Origin of the sequence: Brevundimonas sp. UBA6550, from assembly GCF_002434505.1 — a bacterium.
In the GTDB taxonomy this organism is placed as follows: domain Bacteria; phylum Pseudomonadota; class Alphaproteobacteria; order Caulobacterales; family Caulobacteraceae; genus Brevundimonas.
Window position 1 is genome coordinate 372,113 of the sequence record NZ_DJKE01000008.1, and the last position, 23,192, is coordinate 395,304.

20 protein-coding genes and 1 tRNA gene are annotated in these 23,192 nt (G+C 66.7%); 17 read left to right on the forward strand and 4 right to left on the reverse strand.

Features of this window, described 5'->3' with window-relative positions; genetic code table 11:
* Nucleotides 1-134 precede the first annotated feature (134 nt).
* The 4 genes from B3Z70_RS09730 (at nt 135) to B3Z70_RS09745 (ending at nt 6,330) form a co-directional block, all read left to right on the forward strand.
* The gene (locus tag B3Z70_RS09730) at nt 135-1,427 is read left to right on the forward strand and encodes an MFS transporter (RefSeq protein ID WP_292019707.1); all 1,293 of its coding nucleotides are present in this window, start codon (nt 135-137) and stop codon (nt 1,425-1,427) included.
* Nucleotides 1,428-1,513: 86 nt separating this feature from the next.
* Complete coding sequence (locus tag B3Z70_RS09735; protein ID WP_292019705.1) at nt 1,514-2,713, forward strand: TetR family transcriptional regulator; 1,200 nt, start codon at nt 1,514-1,516, stop codon at nt 2,711-2,713.
* A 168-nt stretch (nt 2,714-2,881) separates the two neighbouring features.
* The gene (locus B3Z70_RS09740; protein ID WP_292045416.1) at nt 2,882-5,113 is read left to right on the forward strand and encodes a TonB-dependent receptor; all 2,232 of its coding nucleotides are present in this window, start codon (nt 2,882-2,884) and stop codon (nt 5,111-5,113) included.
* 5 nt (nt 5,114-5,118) lie between these two features.
* Nucleotides 5,119-6,330: a Ca2+-dependent phosphoinositide-specific phospholipase C gene (locus B3Z70_RS09745; protein WP_292019703.1), complete on the forward strand. Its 1,212-nt coding sequence runs from the start codon at nt 5,119-5,121 to the stop codon at nt 6,328-6,330.
* Nucleotides 6,331-7,038: 708 nt separating this feature from the next.
* Here the strand turns inward: B3Z70_RS09745 and B3Z70_RS09750 are convergent.
* From B3Z70_RS09750 to B3Z70_RS09760, 3 genes are read right to left on the reverse strand one after another with little or no spacing between them, the layout of a single operon-like run.
* Nucleotides 7,039-8,205: a glutathionylspermidine synthase family protein gene (locus B3Z70_RS09750; RefSeq protein WP_292045418.1), complete on the reverse strand. Its 1,167-nt coding sequence runs from the start codon at nt 8,203-8,205 to the stop codon at nt 7,039-7,041.
* 3 nt (nt 8,206-8,208) lie between these two features.
* Nucleotides 8,209-8,949, reverse strand: coding sequence for a PspA/IM30 family protein (locus B3Z70_RS09755; protein WP_292019698.1), 741 nt, complete (start codon nt 8,947-8,949; stop codon nt 8,209-8,211).
* Nucleotides 8,950-8,965: 16 nt separating this feature from the next.
* Nucleotides 8,966-9,646: a YjfI family protein gene (locus tag B3Z70_RS09760; protein ID WP_292019696.1), complete on the reverse strand. Its 681-nt coding sequence runs from the start codon at nt 9,644-9,646 to the stop codon at nt 8,966-8,968.
* A gap of 138 nt (nt 9,647-9,784) precedes the next feature.
* On the opposite strand from B3Z70_RS09760, the gene B3Z70_RS09765 reads away from it, so the two are divergent.
* The 13 genes from B3Z70_RS09765 to B3Z70_RS09825 all read left to right on the forward strand — a co-directional run bounded on the left by B3Z70_RS09765 (nt 9,785) and on the right by B3Z70_RS09825 (nt 21,594).
* On the forward strand, nt 9,785-10,432 hold the full coding sequence (locus B3Z70_RS09765) for a DUF2491 family protein (protein WP_292019693.1): 648 nt from the start codon (nt 9,785-9,787) through the stop codon (nt 10,430-10,432).
* Nucleotides 10,433-10,458: 26 nt separating this feature from the next.
* Nucleotides 10,459-10,872 (forward strand): DUF350 domain-containing protein, encoded by a 414-nt coding sequence (locus tag B3Z70_RS09770; protein WP_292019692.1) that lies wholly within the window; start codon nt 10,459-10,461, stop codon nt 10,870-10,872.
* 4 nt (nt 10,873-10,876) lie between these two features.
* Nucleotides 10,877-11,482, forward strand: coding sequence for a DUF1190 domain-containing protein (locus tag B3Z70_RS09775; protein ID WP_292019690.1), 606 nt, complete (start codon nt 10,877-10,879; stop codon nt 11,480-11,482).
* Between the two features lie 262 nt (nt 11,483-11,744).
* Nucleotides 11,745-11,834, forward strand: coding sequence for a potassium-transporting ATPase subunit F (locus B3Z70_RS09780; protein WP_196066341.1), 90 nt, complete (start codon nt 11,745-11,747; stop codon nt 11,832-11,834).
* 18 nt (nt 11,835-11,852) lie between these two features.
* Complete coding sequence (kdpA, locus tag B3Z70_RS09785) at nt 11,853-13,562, forward strand: potassium-transporting ATPase subunit KdpA (protein ID WP_292019688.1); 1,710 nt, start codon at nt 11,853-11,855, stop codon at nt 13,560-13,562.
* Nucleotides 13,563-13,580: 18 nt separating this feature from the next.
* Nucleotides 13,581-15,647 carry a potassium-transporting ATPase subunit KdpB gene (gene kdpB, locus B3Z70_RS09790; protein ID WP_292019686.1) on the forward strand — a complete coding sequence of 689 codons (2,067 nt, stop codon included), beginning with the start codon at nt 13,581-13,583 and terminating at the stop codon, nt 15,645-15,647.
* A 23-nt stretch (nt 15,648-15,670) separates the two neighbouring features.
* Complete coding sequence (locus B3Z70_RS09795; protein ID WP_292019684.1) at nt 15,671-16,387, forward strand: TorF family putative porin; 717 nt, start codon at nt 15,671-15,673, stop codon at nt 16,385-16,387.
* A gap of 10 nt (nt 16,388-16,397) precedes the next feature.
* A complete protein-coding gene (kdpC, locus tag B3Z70_RS09800) occupies nt 16,398-16,976 on the forward strand; it encodes a K(+)-transporting ATPase subunit C (protein WP_292019682.1) in 579 nt (192 codons plus the stop codon).
* Complete coding sequence (locus B3Z70_RS09805; RefSeq protein ID WP_292045421.1) at nt 16,977-19,664, forward strand: sensor histidine kinase; 2,688 nt, start codon at nt 16,977-16,979, stop codon at nt 19,662-19,664. It begins immediately after the preceding gene.
* The gene (locus tag B3Z70_RS09810) at nt 19,664-20,395 is read left to right on the forward strand and encodes a response regulator (protein ID WP_292045423.1); all 732 of its coding nucleotides are present in this window, start codon (nt 19,664-19,666) and stop codon (nt 20,393-20,395) included. The genes B3Z70_RS09805 and B3Z70_RS09810 overlap by 1 nt, the downstream gene beginning before the upstream one ends.
* A gap of 111 nt (nt 20,396-20,506) precedes the next feature.
* Entirely contained in the window at nt 20,507-21,022 is a 516-nt protein-coding gene (locus B3Z70_RS09815; protein ID WP_292045424.1) for a Dps family protein, read from the forward strand.
* Nucleotides 21,023-21,097: 75 nt separating this feature from the next.
* The gene (locus B3Z70_RS09820; protein ID WP_292045425.1) at nt 21,098-21,460 is read left to right on the forward strand and encodes a hypothetical protein; all 363 of its coding nucleotides are present in this window, start codon (nt 21,098-21,100) and stop codon (nt 21,458-21,460) included.
* 49 nt (nt 21,461-21,509) lie between these two features.
* Nucleotides 21,510-21,594, forward strand: a tRNA-Leu gene (locus B3Z70_RS09825).
* 39 nt (nt 21,595-21,633) lie between these two features.
* Here the strand turns inward: B3Z70_RS09825 and B3Z70_RS09830 are convergent.
* A complete protein-coding gene (locus B3Z70_RS09830) occupies nt 21,634-23,178 on the reverse strand; it encodes an amino acid permease (RefSeq protein WP_292021383.1) in 1,545 nt (514 codons plus the stop codon).
* Between the last annotated feature and the right edge of the window lie 14 nt (nt 23,179-23,192).

Genomic DNA, 23,192 nt, shown 5'->3' on the forward strand with positions numbered 1-23,192 from the left:
GCCAGGAGATGACTTTGAAGAGCACAGGCTGACCAAAGACGACGGCGTTCGGTGTCATGCGTCCATCATTTATTTGGAATAAGGGTGCGCTCAGTACGGTTTCTGGATGACGGCAGGGCCGAGGCGGGGCGGGCATGTCGGCGGAAAGGCGCTCCATTGGTCGGGATCGTGGGCTGACGCTGGCCTATTGCGCCGCGCATTTCGGAAAGAGCCTGTTCTGGAACTGCGGAACGCTGTTGCTGGCGTTCTTCCTGACCGAGGTCGCGGGACTGTCGCCGCTGATGATGGGAGGGGTTCTGGCGGGCAGCCTGCTGCTCAGCGCCGCGACCGACGTGGTGATAGGCCGGACCCTGCGACGCCGGTTGTCGTTTACACGCTCCGCCGCCGTCTTGCAGGTCGTGGGATGTGTGCTGGCCAGCATGGCGTTGGTGGGGCTGTTCTTGACGCCGCTGGCGCCGGGCGACGTGCGGTTGGGCTGGGTGATCGCGACCCTGTTGACGTTTCGGGCGGCCTACAGCCTTTATGACACGCCGCAAAACGCCTTGATGACCCTGGCCACGACGGACGCCTGGTCGAGGTCGCGGGTCGCGGCCCTGAGGGTGGCGACAAGCGGTCTGGCGGCGCTGCTGTTGGCTGCGGCGATCCTGCCTGTTCTCGCTTCCGAGGCGTTCTCGGGTGCGGATCGACGCGCGGCCCTGTTCGTCTGGCTGGGGGCGGCGATGACGGTCATCGGGCTGGGCACGGCGCTGTGGCTGCAGCACGCGCTTTCCCGCCAATGGTCGGACAACGCCTCTTCCTCGCCGCGCGAGACGAGGGTGCGGTCGGGCGACTGGTCCGCGATGATCGCCCTTGCGCCGCTCTACGGCATGGCGTTCGCTTTTCTTTTGGCCGTGTCGGCCTTCGCAAAGTTGGAACCCTATTACGTCGCCTATGTGCTGGGGTCGCCTGTATGGGCGGGCGCGCTGGCGATCGCCGGCGCGTGCGGGGTGATGCTGTCCCAGCCGGTGTGGGAACGGGTGATTGCAAGTCTGGAGCGGGGCAGGGCGTTAGGGATAATGAGCCTGGCCCTGATGGCCGGCGCGCTGGCTTTCGGATTGGCGGCGCGGACGCCTTGGGCCGCGACGGCGGCGGCGGGCGTCATCGGCATCGCCAGCGGAGGGCTGAACCAGTTGATCTGGTCCACGGCGGCCGAGGAGGCGGCGATGCGGCCAAGGGCCCAAGTCGGGCTGATCTATGGCGCGCTGACCGCGGTGTCCAAGACGGCGCCGGCCGTAAGCGCGCTGGGGCTGGGCGCGTTGCTGGGGCGGTTCGACTATCGGGCGGCCGATACGGACGGGCTGCTGCTGCTGATCGCGGGCTCGCCCATGTTCGGTGCGGCGATCTGCGCCCTCATCGCCGTGTCATGGCGTGCATCGAGAGCGGCGTAAGGCGCAGGCGGGGCTTTTCGCTCCACCCTTGGCCGCCTAATACCGCCCTGGTTCGCGAGCCTGCGCACTGACTTTCGGCGGAAACCATGGCGTCTGATCCCGATTTGCGTCCTTCCTCGTCGCCGCCGGCGTCGGAGCGGATGATGGAGGCGGCGCGTCGCGAGTTGGCCATGGGCGGCCTGCGCTCGATGAGCTTTCGCCGATTGGGCGAGGCGGCAGGCACGACCGCCGGCGCCCTGACCTATCACCTCGGCGCCAAGGCCCAAATCCTGTCGGATGTCGTTGAAGCCGAAAGAGCGCGGGATCGCGCCTGGCACGGGGCCTGGTTGGCGCGGTTCACGGCGCTGGATCGGCTGGATGCGACCGCGGTTGCGACACTGCTGGAGCATTATCTGGAAGCGATCTCGCGCGACGACGCGCGATTGACGCAAATGATCTGGACGGACCTGCTGTTGCGGGCGCCGCAGGATGGCGACCTCCAGGCGTTGATGCGGCCGTGGTTTCTGGAGAGACGGGCCTTCTGGTCGGACCTGTTCGAGGGCCGCATCGCGGACGCCGCGATGTGGGGGCTTGCCAGCTTGGCCTACACCGTCGACGAGGGCGTCCATAGCCTGGCCCTGGGTCACGATGCGGATTACCGGATGCTGCGTCGCCTGGCGGTGGAGCGGCTTTCTCATCGACTGGACCCTGCGCGGCGCGGCCCGCTCGCACGCGCCTTTTCCGGTCTGGTCGAGCGTCTGGATCCCGGTCTGGATCTGCCAGGACGAGACCGGGTTTCAGATCTGCAGGCGCACGGCCGCCGGCACGATATCGCCCTGGCGGCGTGCGGCCTCCTGCTGGACGAGGGTGTGGACGGCGTCACCCACAGGGCCGTTGGCGAACGGGCCGGCATTCCCGGTTCGACGGTCGCCTACCATTTTCGAGCGGCTGCGGACCTGACGCGCTCGGCGCTCGCCATGGTCTATCTGGTGGCCCAGGGCCGGGCGCCCGCGCCCGCGCCGGATTCGTTCGAGCGAAGGGGGGCCGTCGTCGTTCGCGGCACGCTCTACTTCGCCCTGGCCGCGGCGAGAAACGAGACCCTGGCGGCGCAGGCGATCGACTTGCGACGTCTGCGCGGAGAAAACTACGTCCACACTCTGCGGGAAGAAGGCTGGATTCATGTCGACGGTCTGGATGGGCAGGTGGCGGCCCTTGCCGGCATCGGCGCCGCCGCCCTGAGCAGCGTGGATGGCGAAAACAGGTTCGACGCTCTGCGATCCTGGCTGCTGGTCAATCTGAGAGGCTGAACAACCGTTCGCACTTTTCGGGTTTGTGCCGTCGTGTCGGCGTCAAGTTTCGTACAAGTGTTATGTTGGCGTCATCATCGCCCGTCATAAGCCCCCCGCGTGGTTGTCCAGCAGGGGGTTTTTCAAGTGTCGTTCCGGTTTTCTCAGGCGGCGTTCCGTCTTCTTCTCATGTGCGGCGTCAGCGGCCTGGCGGCTGAACAAGCGTTCGCTCAAGACGTCGGCGCCGGACAGGCGAGCGTCGTCGACGAGGTGATCGTCACGGCTCAAAAGCGCGAGCAGCGCTTGAAGGATGTGCCCATCTCCATCGTCGCCTTCGGCGCCGAAGCCCTGGATCGCGAGAATCTGACCGATTTCGAGCGGCTGTCTCTGCGCACGCCGGGCTTCTTCGTGCAGCAGCAGACGGACAGTTCGGCCAGTTTCGTCATGCGCGGCGTCGAGGCGGCCAGTGCGGGCGCGGCGTCGGAGCCGGGCATCTCGTTCTTTCTTAACGATGTCGACACCAGCCGGTCGCGCGGCGCGCTGAAGGAGCTGTTCGATATCGAGCGGGTCGAGATCGCCAAGGGGCCGCAAGGGGCCCTGTATGGCCGTGGATCACAGACCGGCGCCATCGCCGTCTATACCCGTCGCGCCGATCCATCGGAAACGGCTTGGTCGATGGAAGGTCAGCTCGGCAACTACAACCTCTATGGGGTGACGGGCGTTCTGAACGTGCCGATCGTCCAGGACGAGCTGGGGCTGCGTGTCGCCGTGCGCCGGCGCGAGCGTGACGGCTATGCCCGCAACATCGTCGATGGCCGGATGTTGAACGACGACGACCTGTGGGCCGCGCGGGCTTCGCTGCGTTGGCTGGCGACGCCGAACGCCTTTTTCGACCTGATTATCGATCATCAAACCGACGCCGACGCCGCGGCTATGACCAAGGCGATCAATATCGCCTCGCCCGGCGGAGACACCAATCCGTTCAGCGACGCGGCCCAGAACTATTACGACCCGCCCCAGCATCGCAGCCAGACCGGCGCGACCCTGATCGGCCAGTGGGACGTCAACGACGCCTGGAGCGTTCGCTCCATCAGCGCCTGGCGCAAGGTCGATTTCGAGGAGTCGTGGGATATCGACGGTACTTCTTATGAGTTCGCCATCGGCCGCAACCTGGCCGACGACCAGAAGATTCTCAGCCAGGAACTGCGCCTGAACTACGACGACGGTGGTCGCTTCCGCACCGCCTTCGGCGTCAGCTACTACAACGACAAGACCTATAATCTGGTCGATCTGACCTTGAACGAACAGCTGCTGCTGGCGGGTTTCCCGAAAGCCACCACGCCCGTCACCCGGCTTCAGGTGGCGCCGGCCGTGTTCCTGCCGGTGACGAAGGGCGTCACCAATCTCAACTCCACCCGCAATGACCGCGACAGTTGGTCCGCCTATGGCAATGTCAGCTATGATCTGGCGCCGCGACTGACCCTGGATGTGGGCCTGCGCTACACCTACGATCAGGCCACGGTCAGCAACTCGGCCCGGGTGTCGACGATCGACGGCGTTGCGCCCATCGCCCTGCCCAATGGTCTGGGCAATTCCTTCGGGCAGGCGTTCTCCAACACCGGCGAATACAATCTGGTCCAGCCGCGCGCCTCGGTGACGTGGCGGGTGACGGACGCAGTCAACGCCTATGCCGGCGTGTCGCGCGGACTGCGTTCAGGCTATCCGCAGGTGAGCTTCGCGGCGCCGCTCGCGGGGTCTGCACGGCCGATCTACAGCGAACTGAAGACCGAAGAGATCGTCAACTACGAGATCGGCGCCAAGGGCAATCTGGGCCGCAACCTGTATTTCGAAGCGGCCGCCTTCACCTACGACTACAACGACTTCCAGACCCGCGCGATCGACATCACGGTCGGCACCGTCAATGCGGGCAAGGCTTCGGCCTATGGGCTTGAGACCAATACGACCTGGCGGGTTTCGCCTGACCTCAAGCTGACGGCCGCCTACGCCTATCTGCACAGCCAGTATGACGAATTCTATGAAGTCGTCGGCGGGGTGCTGACCGACCGTTCGGGCAACGTCTTCAGAATGGCGCCGAAACACACCGCCTCGATAGGCGCCGATTGGCGCCGGCCGGTGGCGTCCGGCTGGGAGGTGTTCGCGAACGGCAACTACGCCTGGCGGTCCAAATTCTACATGAACAACGACAACCTCGAGACGGAGATGCAGAAGGCGTTCGGCCTGTTCGATCTGCGCGTGGGCGTGGAGCGCCAGGACGGTCTGCGCATCGAACTGTATGGCGAGAACCTGTTCGATCAGGACTGGGTCCGCGATGTGGGCAACGGCGGCAAGAGTTTCGGCGTGCCGACGGCGATCCGCGCTAATCCGCGCTTCTTCGGCCTGCGCTTCCGTATCGAGGGATGAGCGTCATGAAAGCCCTTCTGTCAGCCTCCGCCGCATTGGCGGCGATCGCCATCGCCGCCTCCGCCGCCGCGCAAACGCCGCAGCCCCGCCTGAACCAGATTCAAGTGATCGGCACGCACAACAGTTACAGCCAGCCGGCGGACCCTCGGGTCTTTTCGGTGATGAAGCCCATGCTTCAGCCCATGCTGGACCGCATATTCTCAAGCCTGCCCGCCGAGGCGATGGCGGTGCTGCGCGACGAGCACCCCAACGCGATCTTCGAGGATCTGCAGTCCGGGCTGGAATATATCCATCCGCCGATCGAGGCGCAGCTGCGGGCGGGGCTGCGCAGTCTGGAGTTCGATCTGAACGTCGACCACGAGGGGGGGCGGTTCAGCAATCCGCTGCCCTATCGCATCCTGCGCGAACAGGGCGCTAAGGATCTGGCCCCCCTTTACGATCAGGCTCTGGCCCAGCCGGGGCTGAAGGTCATGCACGCCGTGGACGTGGATTTCCGCAGCCACTGTCCGACCTTCCGACTGTGTCTGCAACAGGTCCGGGCCTGGTCGGACGCCAATCCCGGGCATTCGCCGGTGTTCATCCTGCTGGAGCCGAAGTTCCAAAGCCTGGCCGCCTTCGCGCCGGGCGCCACGCCGCTCGATCCGTTCGACGCCCGCGCCTTCGCCGAGATGGACGCCTCCATCGCGGAAATCATAGGACGCGAGCGGGTCATCACGCCCGACGACGTGCGCGGCGATCATGCGACGCTGGAAGCCGCTGCGCTTGATGGCGGCTGGCCCACGCTGGAGGCGGCGCGCGGCAAGATCGTTTTCCTGATGATCGTGCCGGGTCTGAATCTGGCGACCTTCGCGCCCTATATGGAGGGCCATCCGAACCTGGAGGGGCGAATGGCCTTCGTTCAGGGGCGGCCCGGCATGCCCCACGCCGCCTTTGTCATGATCGACAACGTCCTGACGCACAGCGACGAAATCCGCGACCTGGTTTCACGCGGCTATCTGGTGCGCACCCGTTCCGACATCGACACCGGCGAGGCGCGCACGAACGATGTGACGCGGCGCGACGCGGCCCTGGCCAGCGGCGCCCAGATCATCTCGACCGACTATCCGTTCGCCCCCAACATCTTCGCCAACGATTATGTCGTCAAACCCTTCCCCGGCGGATCAAGGGCCAACCCGGTTTCGTCGCCTCGCAGCCCCGAAGGGGGACGCGGGCGTTGACCTCGAACGTCCGTCAGGCCCTCGGAGGCGCAGCCGTTCCGACGGCGCTCGCCCCGGCTGTCGTGCGCGGTGAAAACGGCTCTCACTGAAGCCGAAAGCGTAGCAGGCGACCAAGGTCTAGGCATCCAACGGCCGGGCCGCGACCTCGATCTCGACGCCGCGAACACGGCTTTCGAGGAGCATGCCAACTCCGGTAGATCGACCAGTGTGGCGTGATCAGATGCGTCAGCCCTGCCCACGCTAAGAACGGCCGGTGGGTGCTGCTGACGCCCGGACCGATGAAGTGGGCGGTGAAGGCGTAGGTCTTCACCGCCTCCGGCCGCGTGCACTCGGCAATGGGCCTCAAGTGTTCGAGGCGATCCTATCCTGAACACAGAGACTGGTCGCGATGTAGTCGTAGCGGCTGTCTCAGACGGGCAGATAATCGGTCGAGCCTCCTTTGCTGACGGGATCGAGCAAATCGAGCGGCAAGTCAAAAAGGCCGGAACCCGTCGCCGCCTAGGCGCTACGGCGGCGCTTCGAGCACGCCAACCAGATCTATAGGGGCTGCGTTACATGCTCAGGCCGCAGTCCAATTGCTGGCTGACCTGCAGACCGAAGCCCGCCCAGGCGTCCTGCACGGTCAGGACAGACGTCTGGGTCGGTGCTGAACGGGTTTTAATGCCGCATCCTTAGAAGGACGGCCTCGGAGTTTACGCTGACGCCGTCTCACTGGCGGATAAAATGAGGCACGAAGCGGGAGGTGTTGCGGGTGATGCGCCCCACATCCTCGCGCAGGCTAATGCCGGCAGGTTCGGTTCCGACTACCCATGACCCGACGATCACATGATTGCCGTCGAAGTTCGGCGGGTTGTGCAGGGCCTGGCGGATGTAGCGGCCTTCGCCATAGCCGCCGTCAACAACCTCGGCGGCGCTTTGGCCCTGGTCGATCAGCTCGACATTGTCGCCCTCGCGCGAGAACAGGGGTTTGCGCACATAGGACGATCCCAGCGCGCTTTCGGCCGGATCGCCCTCGAAATAAGCTTCCAGTAGGTTGGGATGGCCCGCGTGGCGTTCCCACAACAGGGGCAGGATGGCCTTGTTGGACAGAATGCTCTTCCACGCCGGTTCCAACACCGTCACATCGGCGGTGGGCAAGGGGGCGGCGTATTCGTCACGCAGCATCTGCTCCCACGGATACAGTTTGAACATCGCCTGGATGATCCAGTTGTCGTGGTCCACGAACCGTCCATCGGCGTTCAGGCCGATCTGGTCGATGGCGACGAACTGGGGCTCCAGCCCGGCCTGCTGGGCCAGGTCTTCGAGGAAGCGCACGGTCTGGCGATCCTCGACGAAATCGGCGTCCGAGGCGAAATGCACGAAGCCGCCGTTCGGGAAGATGGCGCGGAACCGGTCGACCAGCTTCTCGTGCAGGCTGTTGAACTGATCCGCATCGGCGGGCAGGGCGCCGGCCTTGATCTGATCTTCCAGCCACAGCCACTGGAACACCGCCGTCTCATAGATGCTGGTCGGGGTGTCGGCGTTGTATTCATACAGCTTGGCCGGACCTGTCCCGTCATAGGCGAAGTCGAAACGGCCATAGAGGGACTGATCGCCCCGCTTCCAGCTGTCGGCCACATAGTCCCGCATGGCCTCGGGAATATCGAGCTGCTCCATCAGTCGCTCGGACTGGACGGCCTCGTCGACCAGTTTCAGGCACAGGCCGTGCAGTTCCTCGGTCGGCGCCTCGATCCCGTCCTCGATCTCGGCCAGCGAGAAGGCGTAGGCCGCCGTCTCGTCCCAGTACGGTTTGCCGTCGGTGTGGCGCCAGGTGAAGCCGAGTTCCTCGGCCTTGGCGTCCCAGTCGGTGCGGGGATCGAAGCGCAGACGCTCCATGGATCAGGCCGGGTCTTTATCGGGCGTGGATTGGCCGATGCGCGGCGTGACCACGGTTACGTCCGGCTGGCTGAGGCGGGCCAGGACGTCGTCGGCCGACGAATGGCCGGGCAGGATGCCGGCCTCGCGCAGCTTCGCGTCCAGGTCCGCGCCGGTGCGGCGATCCTCCAGCGCCTGGCTGGCGTTCAGCTTCTCTTCCTGGATCGCCTGGCGCTGCTTGATGCGCTGCAGGCTGTCAGCGGCCGAGCCGATGCGCGACTGGGCGCCGGCCGAGTTCAGGGCGACGGAGGTCTGGGCGCGCTGGACGGAATCGTTGACCTTGACGATGTCGATCTCGCGACGAAGCGTCTCGATCTTCTGGTCGGTCGAGGCGATGGCGGTGCGCAGGCGCGTCTCGGCCGTCTTCATGTCCTCGATCAGCGGACCACGGCTGTTGATTTCGACCTCCAGCTCGGCGATGCGGCCGGCGACTTCGCGCGCCAGATCGGTCTTGCCCTGACCCAGGGCGGTGCGGGCCGAGCTTTCGTATTTGGCGATCTGGTCCCTGAAAGATGCAACTTCGTTCTCGGCCATCCGGCGGCGCGCCACCAGGCCGGCCAGGTCGTCGCGCGCCTTGCCCTGAGCGTTGTCGGCGTCGCGGATTTCCTGGTCGAGAATCTTCAGCGCGTTGGCGTCGACGACGCCCTGGGCCGCGTCATGGGCCGAGCCCCGAAACAGGGCGGACAGTTTTCTGAGCATGGACATGGTCGGTCTTCCGGGATCAGGCGGCGTCGGCGCCGAAGGTTTCACGCAGTTCGGTGGCGTCGATCGCATTCTCGGCCAGGGTGCGCAATTCGATGAGGATGGTCTGCAGCGTCGTCTTGCAAGAGAGTTCGCCCATCAATTCGTACACATCCTCGCCGCCAACGTTGGTGATGGCGAAGTTGGACAGGGGCACCACACGCTGGGCCTTCAGCAGGAACTCGTTGAAGGCGTGACGGTCCGCCTGTTCCGACACGGGCCACAGAAGCACCGAACAGACGATCTGCGCCCCGCCGACGCTGAGATAGACCGGCAGGTCGCCGTATTCATGCATGGTCGCCAGCAGAACGGGCTCGGCGCCCTCGACCACGCGCAGGGTCATTTCGCCGTCGCGCAACAGGGCGGAGCCGTCCAGCGCCGCCTTGATGGCGGGCACGGTCCAGGGGGTCTCGATCACGGCGTCCATATGATGGTCGTCTCCAGAGGTGATGGAATCGGAAGTGGTGCGGCGCGGCCGGCCGGCAAGGGCGGGTCCGCGTGTGGAATCGGTAACGATGGCGCGGACGGCCGCCTTTACGTCGTCGCGGGCGGAGGCCGGCACCCAAAGCTCCAGCTTGACCAGGCCCGCCTCGCGACGCGCCTGTCGCCACGCACGGATGCGGTCGTTGGCGGCGGAGGAGGGCGATGTGTCGTTCGGCATGGCGTTACATGAAACACGTAACATGAACGCTTGACTTGACGCAAGATCGGAGGGAATGTTGCGCCATGAACCGCCTCATTCGGTCGCATCGTCGCTGTCCACTCGCCGTCGGCGTGGATCGGGCCTAGATAGTCGCCCATGTTCAAGAAGCTTTTCGGATCGTCGGAGAAGACTGGGCCCGCCAATCGGCTGGCGACGGTGCGCAACATCACCGTGGGGCGCACCGTGTCGCTGGACCCGCTGGCCTGGCGCCGGCTGGGCGGGGAGACGCAGTTCAGCCTGGATCGCGACGTGCTGGACATCTCGGCGCAAGGGTTGGTCAGTCTGGACAGCGGTCAGTTCGTTCATCGCTTCTATACCGACGACCACGTCATGCTTCAGGCCATGAGCGACGACGAGGCGGGGTTGGAAAGCTATGATTTCAGCCTGTTCGCGCCCTGGACCTCGGCCTATCCGCCGGGCGAGCGCGAACGCCGCATCTGGCGCGACCGGCTGTCGGCGCCGGTCTTTCATGGCGCGGCCGAGGACCTGCCTGACTATCCCCGCTTCTGGTTCGCCGAGAGTGACGCCATCCAGCCGCCGGTCACCTTGTGGGAGACGATCTGGGACGATCGCGCGGCGACCACGCCCTATGCCAGGATTTTCCAGACCTGCATGTTGTATGCACGGGAACTGGGCGGCGGGCGCGAACTGATGCTGGCGCTCGAGCAGCAGCCCGACGGCGGCGACACCACGCACGAAATCATGATCGGCATTCCGCTGGAATTGGCCGAGTTCCGCGCCTGAGCGCGCAATCCGAGGGGGCAAGACCGATGTTCGACTGGTTCATTTTTCAGCAGGGTGCGATCGCCTTTCTGATCGCCTTCGCCATGGCCGGCGCCTTCACCCTGGCCTTCAAGCTGATCTACCAGTGGGTCACGCCCTATCACGAACATACGCTGATCCGCCAAGGCAACACGGCCGCCGCCATCGCGCTGGGCGGCGCCCTGATCGGCTATGTCCTGCCGCTGGCCTCGGCCCTGTCGCACACCGTCAGCCTGATGGAGTTCGCCGCCTGGGCCTTGCTGGCCGGCGTGATCCAGATCGTGGTGTTCGTCACCATCAGCCGCATGGCCTTCCGCAATCTGGTCGTTCGTATCGAGGCGGGCGAGATCGCCGCAGCCGTCTATCTGGCCTCCATCTCCATCTGCGTCGGCTTGCTCAACGCTGCCTGCATGACGTCGTGAACCCATGACCGATCTTCCCAAGACCGACACCATGCGCCGGCTGAAGCGGTCGCGCGTCCTGCACGTCAGCAGCCTGATGGCGACCGCCAGCTTCTCGCTGGCCGCCTGCGGCTCGCCCCAGCGGGTCCCGGCGCCCGAGCCTGAACCGACCCTGGCCTATCAGTCGCTGGACGAATGCAAGGCCGCCAACGACATTCCCGACAACGAATGCGACGCCGCCCTGACCAAGGCTCAGCAGGAGGCCGCCAAGACCGCCCCCCGTTATGCTACGCGCGAGGAATGCGAAGGTCAGTGGGGACCGTCTCAATGCCAGCCGAACAATAACGGCGGCTCCTTCTTCACGCCGCTGCTGACCGGCTTCATCGTCGGCCAGATGCTGAACGGCGGCGGCTATCGCGGCGGCGGGCCGCTGTATCGCGACCGAGAGGGTCGGCTGTCGAACGGCTACGGCGGAGGCTACGCCTACCGCGACTATCGCACCGGCAAGACCCTGACCAATGCGCGCGAGCATGGCGATGTCGCCCGCCAGGCCCCGACGCGGGTCCAGAGCCGCACCACCGTCGTCTCGCGCGGCGGCTTCGGCGGCGGCGGCCGGGGCTACGGCGGCTGAAATAGTCGTCCCGCTTGCGGTGACTTCTCAAGCCTCCGGTCCCGGTGGAGCGTAGGCTTTTCATGTTTCGTCGACCGGCCCCGGCTTTTATATTTTCTTTATGCCCGGGCCAGGAATCCACATCGCGCCGTTACGGCCGCCCGTGATCTTTTCACGCTTCATCTGAGCTTGAGGAGGCCGGCTTGGCCGATGTGGTTTTTCTGGCGACAGGGGCGGGGGCGTTCGTCGTCTTTGCGGCCCTGGCCGTTGCGTTGAAGCGGGTATGACGATGATCGCCATGCTCTGGGGGGCGGGGGCGGTGGTCGTCGCCGTCTATATGGTCGCGGCCCTGCTGCGGCCCGAGCGGTTCTGACGGACCGGGACGAAACTCATGAACATTCAAGGATGGGGCGAGATCGCCCTGACCCTTGGGCTGGCCGTTCTGCTCGGCTGGCCCATCGGCATTTACATGTCGCGCGTCTGGAACGGCGAGCGGACCTGGCTGGACCCGGTGCTGAAGCCGGTCGAGGCTGTCTTCTATGGCGCCGCTGGCGTCGATCCGAAACGCAGCCAGGGCTGGCTGGGCTATGCCGGGGCGCTGCTGGCCTTCAACCTGGCGGGCTTTGTGCTGCTGTATGCGATCCTGCGGCTGCAGGGCATGCTGCCGATGAACCCGCAGGGGTTCGCGGGCGTCTCGCCGCACCTGGCCTTCAACACCGCCGTCAGCTTCGTGACCAACACCAACTGGCAGAGCTATGGCGGGGAGGCGACGATGTCGACCTTTACGCAGATGGTCGGTCTGACGGTGCAGAACTTCGTCTCGGCCGCGACCGGGGCGACCATCGCCGCCGCCCTGGCGCGGGCCTTCGTGGCCCATCGCGGCGAGGGGGTCGGCAACTTCTGGGCCGATCTGACGCGGAACACCCTCTATTTCCTCTTGCCCGCCGCCCTGATCCTGGCGGTCGCCCTGGCGGGGCTGGGCGTGGTTCAGAGCCTGACGGCCAATGTCCACGCCGTCGGCGTCGAGGGCGGGTCGCAGACCTTGCCGCTGTTCCCGGCCGCCAGCCAGGTGGCGATCAAACAGCTGGGCATCAACGGCGGCGGCGTCTTCAACGTCAACGGCGCCCATCCGTTCGAGAACCCGAACGCCATCACCAATCTGCTGACCGCCGTGGCGATCAACGTCATGGGTTGGGCCGCCTTCTTCGCCTTTGGTCGCACGGCGCTGGCGGGACGCGACATCAGGGCCCTGGCGACGGCGGCGCTGATCCTGCTGAGCGTCTCCTCGGCCGCCATGTATGTGATCGAGACGCAAGCACCGCCGTCCCTGGTCGCGGCCCAGGTGGACGCCTCCGTGAACATGGAGGGCAAGGAGGTTCGCTTCGGCGCCCCCGCCTCGACCGTCTGGTCCGTCGTGACGACCGGGGCCTCCAATGGCTCGGTCAACGCCATGCACGCCAGCTTCATGCCGTTGGGCGGCGGGTTGCAAATGTTCCTGATGCAGCTGGGCGAGATCCTGCCCGGCGGCGTAGGGTCGGGCATCGCCATCATGGTGGTCATGGCCCTGCTGTCGGTCTTCGTCGCCGGCCTGATGGTCGGGCGCACCCCGGAATATCTGGGCAAGAAGATCGAGGCGCGCGAGATCCAGTTCGCCATGATCGCGGTGCTGATCCTGCCGCTGGCCATACTGGGCTTCACGGCGATCGCGGCCGTCTTCCCCACCGCCCTGGCCGGTCTGCTGAACAAGGGATCGCACGGCCTGTCGGAGATGCTTTACGCCTACACCTCGGCGGCGGCGAACAATGGGTCGGCCTTCGCGGGCCTGAGCGCCAATACGCCCTGGTGGAACACGACCCTGGGCCTGGCCATGCTGTTCGGGCGGTTCATACCGGCCGTCGCCGTCCTGGCCATCGCCGGCAGTCTGGTCGCCAAGCCCAAGCTGGCGCCCAGCGTCGGCGCCCTGCCCACCGACAGCGGCCTGTTCATCGGTTTGCTGATCGGCGTGATCCTCATCCTCGGCGGACTGCAGTTCCTGCCCGCCCTCGCGCTGGGACCGATCGTCGAGCACTTCCAGGTGCTGGCGGCGGTCGCCGGCGCCTGATCCCCCGGACATCCTGACATGACACAACTCACTCTCGATCCCCGCGAGGGCGGCCGTGCGTCGCCCCTCGCGGGCGGGCTCTCCGGGGCGATGATCGGTCGCGCCGTGGGCGATGCGGTGGTCAAGCTGAACCCCGTCAAACTGATCAAGAACCCGGTCATCTTCACCACCTGGATCGTGGCGCTGCTGTCCACCATCTCGGCGGCCGCGGCCATCGCGAGCGGACAGTCGGCCGGATTTGCGGTGCAACTGGCCCTGTGGCTGTGGGCCACGGTCCTGTTCGCCAATGTCGCCGAGAGCGTCGCCGAGGGGCGGGGCAAGGCGGCGGCCGATTCCTTGCGCGCCACCCGCGTCACGACCAAGGCCAAGCTGATCGTCGACCCCGCGACCGGCACGGTGGTCCCGACCAATGCGTCGGAGCTTGAGGTCGGCTCGATCATCCTGGTCGAGGCCGGCGACGTGATCGCCTCGGACGGCGAGATCGTCGAGGGCGTCGCCTCGGTCAACGAGGCGGCCATCACCGGCGAAAGCGCCCCGGTGATCCGCGAAAGCGGCGGCGACCGCTCGGCCGTGACCGGCGGTACCACCGTCGTCTCGGACTGGATCAAGGTGCGCATCACCGCAAAGCCAGGCTCGACCTTCCTGGACCGCATGATCGCCATGGTCGAGGGCGCGGACCGTCGAAAGACGCCGAACGAACTGGCCCTGGCCGTGCTGCTGGCCGGCCTGACCCTGATCTTCCTGATCGCGGTCGTTACCCTGGTGGGCCTGGGCGCCTATTCCGGCGTCGATCTGGACCCGATGGTCCTGGGCGCCCTGTTCATCACCCTGATCCCGACCACGATCGGGGGGCTGCTGTCCGCCGTCGGCATCGCGGGCATGGACCGGCTGTTGAAGGTGAACGTCCTGGCCACCTCGGGCCGGGCGGTCGAGGCGGCGGGCGACGTCGACACCCTGCTGCTCGACAAGACCGGCACCATCACCTTCGGCAACCGCATGGCGACCGAGGTCATCCCGGTTCCGGGCGTCCGTCCCGAAGCCGCCCTGGCCGCCGCCGTCATGGCGTCCCTGGCCGACGAGACCCCGGAAGGTCGCTCCATCGTCGAACTGGGCCGCAACGCCGGCGTCTCGGTCGATCAGCCGGTCGGCGCCGTCGCCATCCCCTTCACCGCCGTCACCCGCCAGTCGGGCCTGGACGTCGGCAAGGACAGCTGGCGCAAGGGCGCGGTCGATGCGGTGCTCAAGGACCTGGGCCTGGCCGACGGCGCGGCTCCGGCCGAGTTCCGTCAGGCGGTGGACAGGATCGCCCGTTCGGGGGGCACCCCTCTGGCTGTCACCCAGAACGGCGTCCTGGCCGGCGTCATCCACCTGAAGGACGTGGTCAAGCCGGGGGTGAAGGCGCGCTTCGCCGACCTGCGCCGGATGGGGCTGCGCACCGTCATGATCACCGGCGACAATCCGGTCACGGCGGCGGCCATCGCCTCGGAAGCTGGGGTGGACGACTTCCTGGCGGAGGCCACGCCCGAGGACAAGATGCGCCTGATCAAGGCCGAACAGGCCAAGGGCCGTCTGGTCGCCATGTGCGGCGACGGCGCCAATGACGCGCCTGCGCTCGCTCAGGCCGATGTCGGCGTGGCCATGCAGACCGGGGCCCAGGCCGCGCGCGAGGCGGGCAATATGGTCGATCTGGACAGCGACCCGACCAAGGTCATCGAGATCGTCGAGGTCGGCAAGCAGTTGCTGATCACGCGCGGCGCCCTGACCACCTTCTCGGTCGCCAACGACGTGGCCAAATATTTCGCCATCATCCCGGCGATGTTCGTGGTGGCCCTGCCGTCGCTGGGCGCGCTGAACATCATGCGGCTGCACAGCCCCGAGAGCGCCATCCTGTCGGCGGTCATCTTCAACGCCCTGGTCATCGTCGCCCTGATCCCGCTGGCGCTGAAGGGCGTCAGATACCGGGCCATCGGCGCCGGCGCCCTGCTGGGTCGCAACCTGCTGATCTACGGCCTGGGCGGCCTGATCGCGCCCTTCGTCGGCATCAAGCTGATCGACCTTCTCATCTCCGCGCTCGGCCTGGCCTGATGCGCGTTTCCAAGGACATCCTCATGCGTAAACCTCTCTCAAGGGCCACGGGCCGCAACGACGCCTGGTTCGCCGCCGCCTGCATCTTGGGCCTTTCCGGCCTTGGCCTGTGCAGCGAAGCCAGGGCTCAGGACGTGTCGGCAAACGTCTCCGTCACCTCCGACTACGTTTTCCGCGGCGTCAGCCAAACGCAGGAAAAGCCCGCGATATCGGCGGGCGTCGATCTGACGAAAGAAGGATTCTACGCCGGCGCCTGGGCCTCCAACGTCGATTTCGGCGACAGCACGGACGCCGAGGTCGATCTCTACGCCGGCTATCGGCCCGAGGTCGCCGGCTATGCGCTGGACTTCGGCGTGGTCGGCTATCTCTACCCCGGTCAGCCCGAGGGCGCGGACTATGACTATGTCGAGCTGAAGGCTGCGGCCTCGCGCGCCGTCGGTCCCGCAACCCTGGGCGCCGCAGTCTATCATTCGCCGGATTTCTTCGGCGCGGCCGAGGATCAGGCGACCTATGCCGAGATCAACGGCGCCGTCCGCCCCGCCGACAAGTGGACGATATCCGGCGCGGTCGGTCGTCAGTGGGTGTCTTCGGACCTGGACTATACGACCTGGAACCTGGGCGCGGCCTATCAGCTGACCCGCAATCTGGCGCTGGACGTGCGCTATCACGACACCGACCAGCACGGCTTCGGCGAGGGCTATGGCGCGCGCGCCGCTGCCACGCTGAAAGCCGCCTTCTGAGGCGACGATCATGGTCAATCAACTTCGTCCGGCCGTCGTCATGATGGCCCTGTTCACCCTGCTGCTGGGCCTGGCCTATCCGCTGGCGGTCACCGGGATCGCACAGGCGGTCTTCCCCGATCAGGCCGACGGCAGTCTGGTGCGCGATGGACGAGGCCAGATCGTCGGCTCGGTCCTGATCGGTCAGCCCTTCGCGGGCGCCGCCTATTTGCACCCCCGCCCTTCGGCGGCGGGCAAGGGCTATGACGCCGCCGCCTCGTCCGGCTCGAACCTGGGGCCGCTGAACCCGGACCTGGCCGCCCGCGTCGCCGAAAGCGCCAGGGCGATCCGCGCCGAGGACGGGCCGGGGATCATCCCCGCCGATGCGGTGACGACCTCGGGTTCCGGTCTCGACCCGGACGTGTCCCCGGCCTACGCTCGACTTCAGGCCGCGCGGATCGCCCGCGCCAGAGGCGTTCCCGTGCAGCAGGTCCAGAGCATCATCGAGGCGCACATCGAGGGGGCCTTCCTGGGCTTCATCGGCCAGCCGCACGTCAATGTCCTGATGACCAACCGCGCGCTGGACGCCCGCTTCGGCGCGGAGGGCTGATTGCCCGAGACGTCGAGCGAAACCACGCCCGGCCCTTCAGCCGCTCCGCGCCGCAAGCGCGGGCGGCTGAAGGTGTTTCTGGGCATGTCGCCCGGCGTGGGCAAGACTTATGAGATGCTGCGCGCCGCGCGCCGCCGAAAGGCCGAGGGGCTGGATGTCGTCGTCGGCGTGGTCGAGACCCACGGCCGCAAGGAGACGATGAGCCTGCTGCGCGGGCTGGACGTCATGCCGCGCGCGCCCATCGAACACCGCGACCGCGCCTTGATGGAGTTCGACCTCGACGGCGCCCTGGCGCGGCGGCCCGAACTGCTGTTGGTGGACGAATACGCCCATTCCAACGCGCCCGGTTCGCGCCATCCCAAGCGCTGGCAGGATGTGGAGGAACTGCGCGACGCCGGCATCGACGTCTGGACCACGCTGAACATCCAGCATCTGGAAAGCTTGTCCGACGTCATTCTGCGCATCACCGGGGTTCGCCAGCGCGAGGCCGTGCCCGACAGCGTACTGACCGGCGCCGACGACATCGAGGTCATCGACATCACGCCCGAGGACCTGCGGGCGCGTCTGGCCGAGGGCAAGGTCTATGTGCCCGAGACGGCGCGGGTCGCGTCCGAGAACTTCTTCAGGATCGAGAATCTGACGGCCCTGCGCGAACTGGCCCTGCGCCGCGCGGCCCAGACGGTGGACGATCAACTGCTGTCACACCTGCGCGAGCGGGGCGTGTCGGGGCCGTGGGCGGCTAACGAGCGGATCCTGGTCCTGGTCGGCGGCGACGCGATGACCGCCTCCCTGGTGCGGACCGGGCGGCGGATGTCGGACATGATGATGGACGCCCCCTGGTCGGTGGCCCACGTCGAACGGCCCAGCGGATCGCGCGCCGACGCGCGGTCGGCAGGACGGTTGTCCGAAGCCTTCAAGCTGGCGGAGCAGTTGGGCGGACGGCCCGTCACCATCAGCGGCGACGATGTGGTGCGCGCCGTGCTGGATCACGCCCATCGCAACAACGTCACCCAGATCGTCATCGGCAAAACGCGCGGCGGGCGGTTCGCCGAATGGACCGGCCGGGCCCTGGCGACCGAACTGCTGCGCAAAGCGCAAGGAGTCGCTGTCCACGTGGTGACCGAGGGCGATCTGACCGCACCCGATCCCCCGACCCGGTCGGGCGTCCGGGCGGCGCTGGACTGGCGCGGCTATCCGGTCGGGGCGGGGTTCGTGCTGGCGGCGACAGGGGCGGCCCTGTTGCTGGACGCCCGGTTCGAGCGGGTCGATCTGGGCGTCATCTATCTGGCGGCGGTGGTGGCGGCCGGGGTGCTGAACGGGCTCAGGCCCGCTCTGGCGGCGGCGACTCTGGCCTTCCTGACCTACAACTTCCTGTTCCTCCAGCCGCGCTACAGCTTCCTGATCGGTTCGCCGACGGATGTTCTGACCCTGATCCTGTTCTGGGGCGTGGCCCTCGGCACGGGCGCCCTGGCGGGGCGGGTGCGCGAACAGGCCAGGGCGGCCCAGCGTCGCGCCGCCGCCGTTTCGGCCCTGCTGGCCGCCAGCCAGACCCTGTCGGCCGGTCAGGATCGCGCGACCACGGCCCGCAGCCTGGCCGAACAGGCCTCGGCCGCCGCCGGCGCGGGCGCCGTCGTCCTTCTTCCGGACGGCGAGGACATCGTCCTGACCGCCGCCAGCCCCGAGGGCGTAACCCTGGCCCCCGACGCCATGGCCGCCGCCCGCTGGGCCTGGACCCACGGCGAGGTCACGGGCCACGGCACCGGCACCCTGCCGCAGACCCATTGGCGGTTTCAGCCCCTTCAGGGCGTGCGCGGCCGGGCGGGCGTGGCGGGCATAGACGCCTCGGCCGTGGCGGCGGGCTCGGACGAAGAACGTCTGGCCATGGCCTTGCTGGATCAGGGCGCCGTGGCGCTGGAGCGGGCCGATCTGGCCGGGCAGGCGCTGGAGACCGAGACCCTGCGCCGCGCCGATCGTTTCCGCGCCGCCCTGATGAACTCGGTCAGCCACGACCTGCGCACGCCCCTGTCCACCGTCCTGGGCTCGGCGACGACCCTGATCGACTATGGCGCGACCCTGAAGCCCGAGGTCCGAGACGACCTGCTGCTCAGCATCCGCGAGGAGGCCGAACGCCTGTCGCGCTATGTCGGGGATTTGCTGGACATGACGCGGCTGGAGGGTGGGGGGCTGAACGTCCGCACGGACTGGACCGATGTGCGCGACATCCTGAACACTGCCGCCGACCGCGTATCGCGTCGCCTGGGCCGGCGCAAGGTCACGCGCGACTTCCCGGCCCAGCTCAGCCTGGTCGAGGCCGATCCGGGCCTGCTAGAACAGGCGGTGGTCAACATCCTCGAGAACGCCATCGCCTACAGTCCCGACGGCACGACCATCGAACTGGCGGCTTATGAGGATCGCGGCGCCGTCGTCATCTCCATCGAAGATCAGGGGCGCGGCATTCCGACCGCCGAGCTGGAACGGGTGTTCGACAAGTTCCGCCGCATGGAGGAGCCGACCGACCGCGCGAAAGGGGCGGGCCTGGGCCTGGCCATCGCCAAGGGCTTCGTCGAGGCCATGCGCGGCCGCATCGCCGCCGCCAGCCCGATCCAGGACGACGCCGACGGCAGACGCGGAACCCGCATCCTGATCCGCCTGCCCAAATCCATCGCCACCCACCCGGATCTGCTGTGATGTCCGCCGTTCGCCCCCAGGTTCTGGTCATCGACGACGAACCCCAGATCCATCGTTTCCTGGCGCCCGCCCTGGACGCCGCCGGCTACGAACCCCGCCGCGCCGACAGCGGGCAGGAGGGCCTGCGCGCCATCGCCCTGTGGAGCCCCGACGCCGTGGTTCTGGACCTGGGACTGCCCGATATGGACGGCAAGGATGTGCTGACCCGCGCGCGGGAATTCTATCCGGGGCCGATCATCGTCCTGTCCGCCCGTGACCGCGAGGCCGAGAAGATCACGGCCCTGGACCTGGGCGCCAACGACTATGTCGAAAAGCCGTTCGGCGTCGGCGAACTGCTGGCACGCATCCGTGCCGGCCTGCGCCAGGGCGCGCTGACGCCGGTTGTCGGGGGCATGATCACGGCGGGCGATGTGGTGATCGACCTGGACCGTCGCATCGTCACCCGCGCCGGCGAACGGGTGAAGCTGCGCCCCAAGGAATACGACGTCCTGGCCTACCTCGCACGCAACGCCGGCAAGGTGCTGGGCCACGCCGATCTGCTGAAGGCCATATGGGGCGCCGGCCATGCCGACGACGTGCAATATCTGCGGGTCGTCGTGGGCCAATTGCGGCATAAGCTGGAGACGGACCCGGCCCAGCCGGTCATGCTGGTGACCGAGCCCGGCATTGGGTATCGGCTCGTTCAACTTGACCAATCTTCATCTCCAACCAGTGGAGGGCCGGCCGGATAGTCGGTTTCGCTTTTGCGCAGGGGAGCAAACGAAGGCTTGTCAGGAATGGGGCTTCCGTTCGGCCTGTTCGTTTCCTAGCTAGACGGCGGATCATTGCTGAGGAGAACGAGAATGGTCACCGCCCGTGAGAAGCGCTTGGCGCCGTTGAGAACGCCCACCAGCCTGTCGGAAGAGGCGACGCGGGATATTTCCGCCGCGCTGACCGCGCTGTTGGCCGATACGTTCGCGCTCTACATCAAGACCAAGAACTTCCACTGGCACGTGTCGGGGCCGCATTTCCGGGACTATCACCTGCTGCTGGACGAGCAGTCGGCGGAAATTCTTGCCATGACGGATCCGATGGCCGAGCGGGCGCGCAAGATCGGGGGGACGACGCTGCGCTCCATCGGTCAGATCGCGAAGGAATCGCGGATCGCCGACAACGATGCGGACTATGTCGATCCGCTGGATATGCTGGCCGAGCTTCGCGACGACAATGGCGAACTGATCGGCCGGATGCGCGAGGCGCACGACCTATGCGACGAGCATAATGACATCGCCACCGCCAGCCTGCTGGAGAACTGGATCGACGAGAGCGAGAAGCGCGTCTGGTTCCTGTTCGAATCGGGCCGTCGCGGCAACGGCTGACGACGGAACCATTCCGCTTGCGCTGTCTTGTGTATCGTCGATAGTCGATGCTGGGGACAGCGCAGGAGGGACGGGTTGAAATACGGCATCTGGATCGGCGGATTGGCGCTGGCGGGCTTGGCTGCGGCGTCGACGGCCAGCGCGGGCATGTCCAACGCCTTTGGCAACACCATCGTGTCCCACTATCCCAACGGGCAGTGGGTGAAGCATTTCTTCGAGCCTGACGGGCGTTACACGTCGCAGTTTTCGGACGGGCGGCGGCTGAACGCGCGCTGGACGGCCGAGAACGGCCGAATCTGTCTCAGCGATTTCGCGCCGCGCCAGATCTTGCCCCGCTTCTGCAGCCGCATGGTCGAGGCGGACGTCGGCGACAGCTGGCAGGCGCGCGATCCGCTGGGGCGCAATATCCGCAATGAACTGGTGGCGGGGCGTCGTTGACCCTTGCCCTGACGGTCGCCAGCCTCTAGAGGCGACGGCCTACCTGAATGCGGATGTGGCGGAACTGGTAGACGCACTGGATTTAGGTTCCAGCGCCGAGAGGCGTGGAGGTTCGAGTCCTCTCATCCGCACCACAATAAAAAAGGCCCCGGATCGCTCCGGGGCCTTTCTTCTTACTTGATCGGCGGAACAGGCGGAGGCGGTGCGTCGCTGTCCGTCTCGTGAACCTCGACCAGACCGCGTCCGACGTGGCTCTTGCGATAGCCGTAGGCGAAATAGACCACCAGGCCGACGGCGCCCCAGATTGGCAAAACCAGTTTGGATTCCGTCGGCAGGTTGAAGAACAGGCCCAGGGTGCCCAGCACCGCCAGCGGGGCGATGATCCACACCAGGGGCGTCTTGAACGGGCGGTGACGGTTCGGCTGGGTCACGCGCAGGATCATCACCGCGATCGCCACCATGAAGAAGGCGAACAGGGTGCCGGAGTTGGAGATGTCCGCCAGTTGGCCGACGGGCAGGAAGGCGGCGAAGACGGCCACGGCCGCGCCGGTGATCATGGTGACGATGTGCGGCGTCTTCCACTTGGGGTGGATGGTGGCCAGGAAGCCGGGTAGCAGGCCGTCACGCGCCATCACGAAGAAGATGCGGGTCTGACCGAACAGCATGATCAGGATGACCGACGGCAGGGCCAGGAAGGCGGCGATGCCGATCAGGTCGCCGATGCGCTCATGACCGACGACGCGCAGGACGTGGGCCAGGGCTTCGCGCGAGCAGACCAGAGGCTCCTGCATCGACGAGAAGGTGGAGCACTGCGCGGCCAGGGCCGACGAACCGGCGTGCAGCACCTCGCCGTTCGGACCGAGCAGCGGTTGGGCGCCGATGGCGCCGATCGCGCCGGCGGCGACCAGCAGATAGAAGATGGTGCAGATGCCCAGCGACGCGATCAGGCCGATGGGCACGTTGCGTTGCGGGTTCTTGGTTTCTTCGGCCGCCGTCGAAACGGCGTCGAAGCCGACATAGGCGAAGAAGATCGAGGCCGCGGCGCCGACGACGCCAAGGCCCGCGCCATGGCCGTCGCCGAACCAGCCGTTCGGCGTGAAGGGCGTGAAGTTGGCGCCCTTCAGCACCGGCACGGTCAGGACGATGAAGACCGTCAGGGCCGTGACCTTGATGGCGACCAGAACGGCGTTGACGCGCGCGCTTTCGCTGGTCCCGATCATCAGCAGGCCGGTGATGAGAAGCGCGATCAGCAGGGCCGGCAGGTTCATGACGCCGCCGGCGTAGGGGCCGACGGCTATGGCCTGTGGCAAGCTTATGCCCCAACTCTGCAGGAGGCCGATGAAATAGCCGGACCAGCCGACGGACACCGCCGAGGCCGCGACGGCGTATTCAAGAATGAGCGCCCAGCCCACCATCCAGGCCAGCAACTCGCCCATCACCGCATAGGTGTAGGTGTAGGCCGAGCCGGAGACCGGCACCATCGAAGCGATTTCTGAATAGCAAAGCGCCGCCACGGCGCAGACCGCAGCGGCGATGACGAAGCTCCACATCATGCCGGGGCCGGCCTTCTGGGCGGCCTCGGAGGTCAGGACGAAGATGCCGGTGCCGATGATCGCGCCCACGCCCAGCAAGGTCAGCTGAACGGGGCCCAGGGTTCGGGTTAGCGATTTTTTCTCCGCGGATGCGAGAATCGCATCCAACGATTTGACGCGCCACATAGATTTATTCCCCA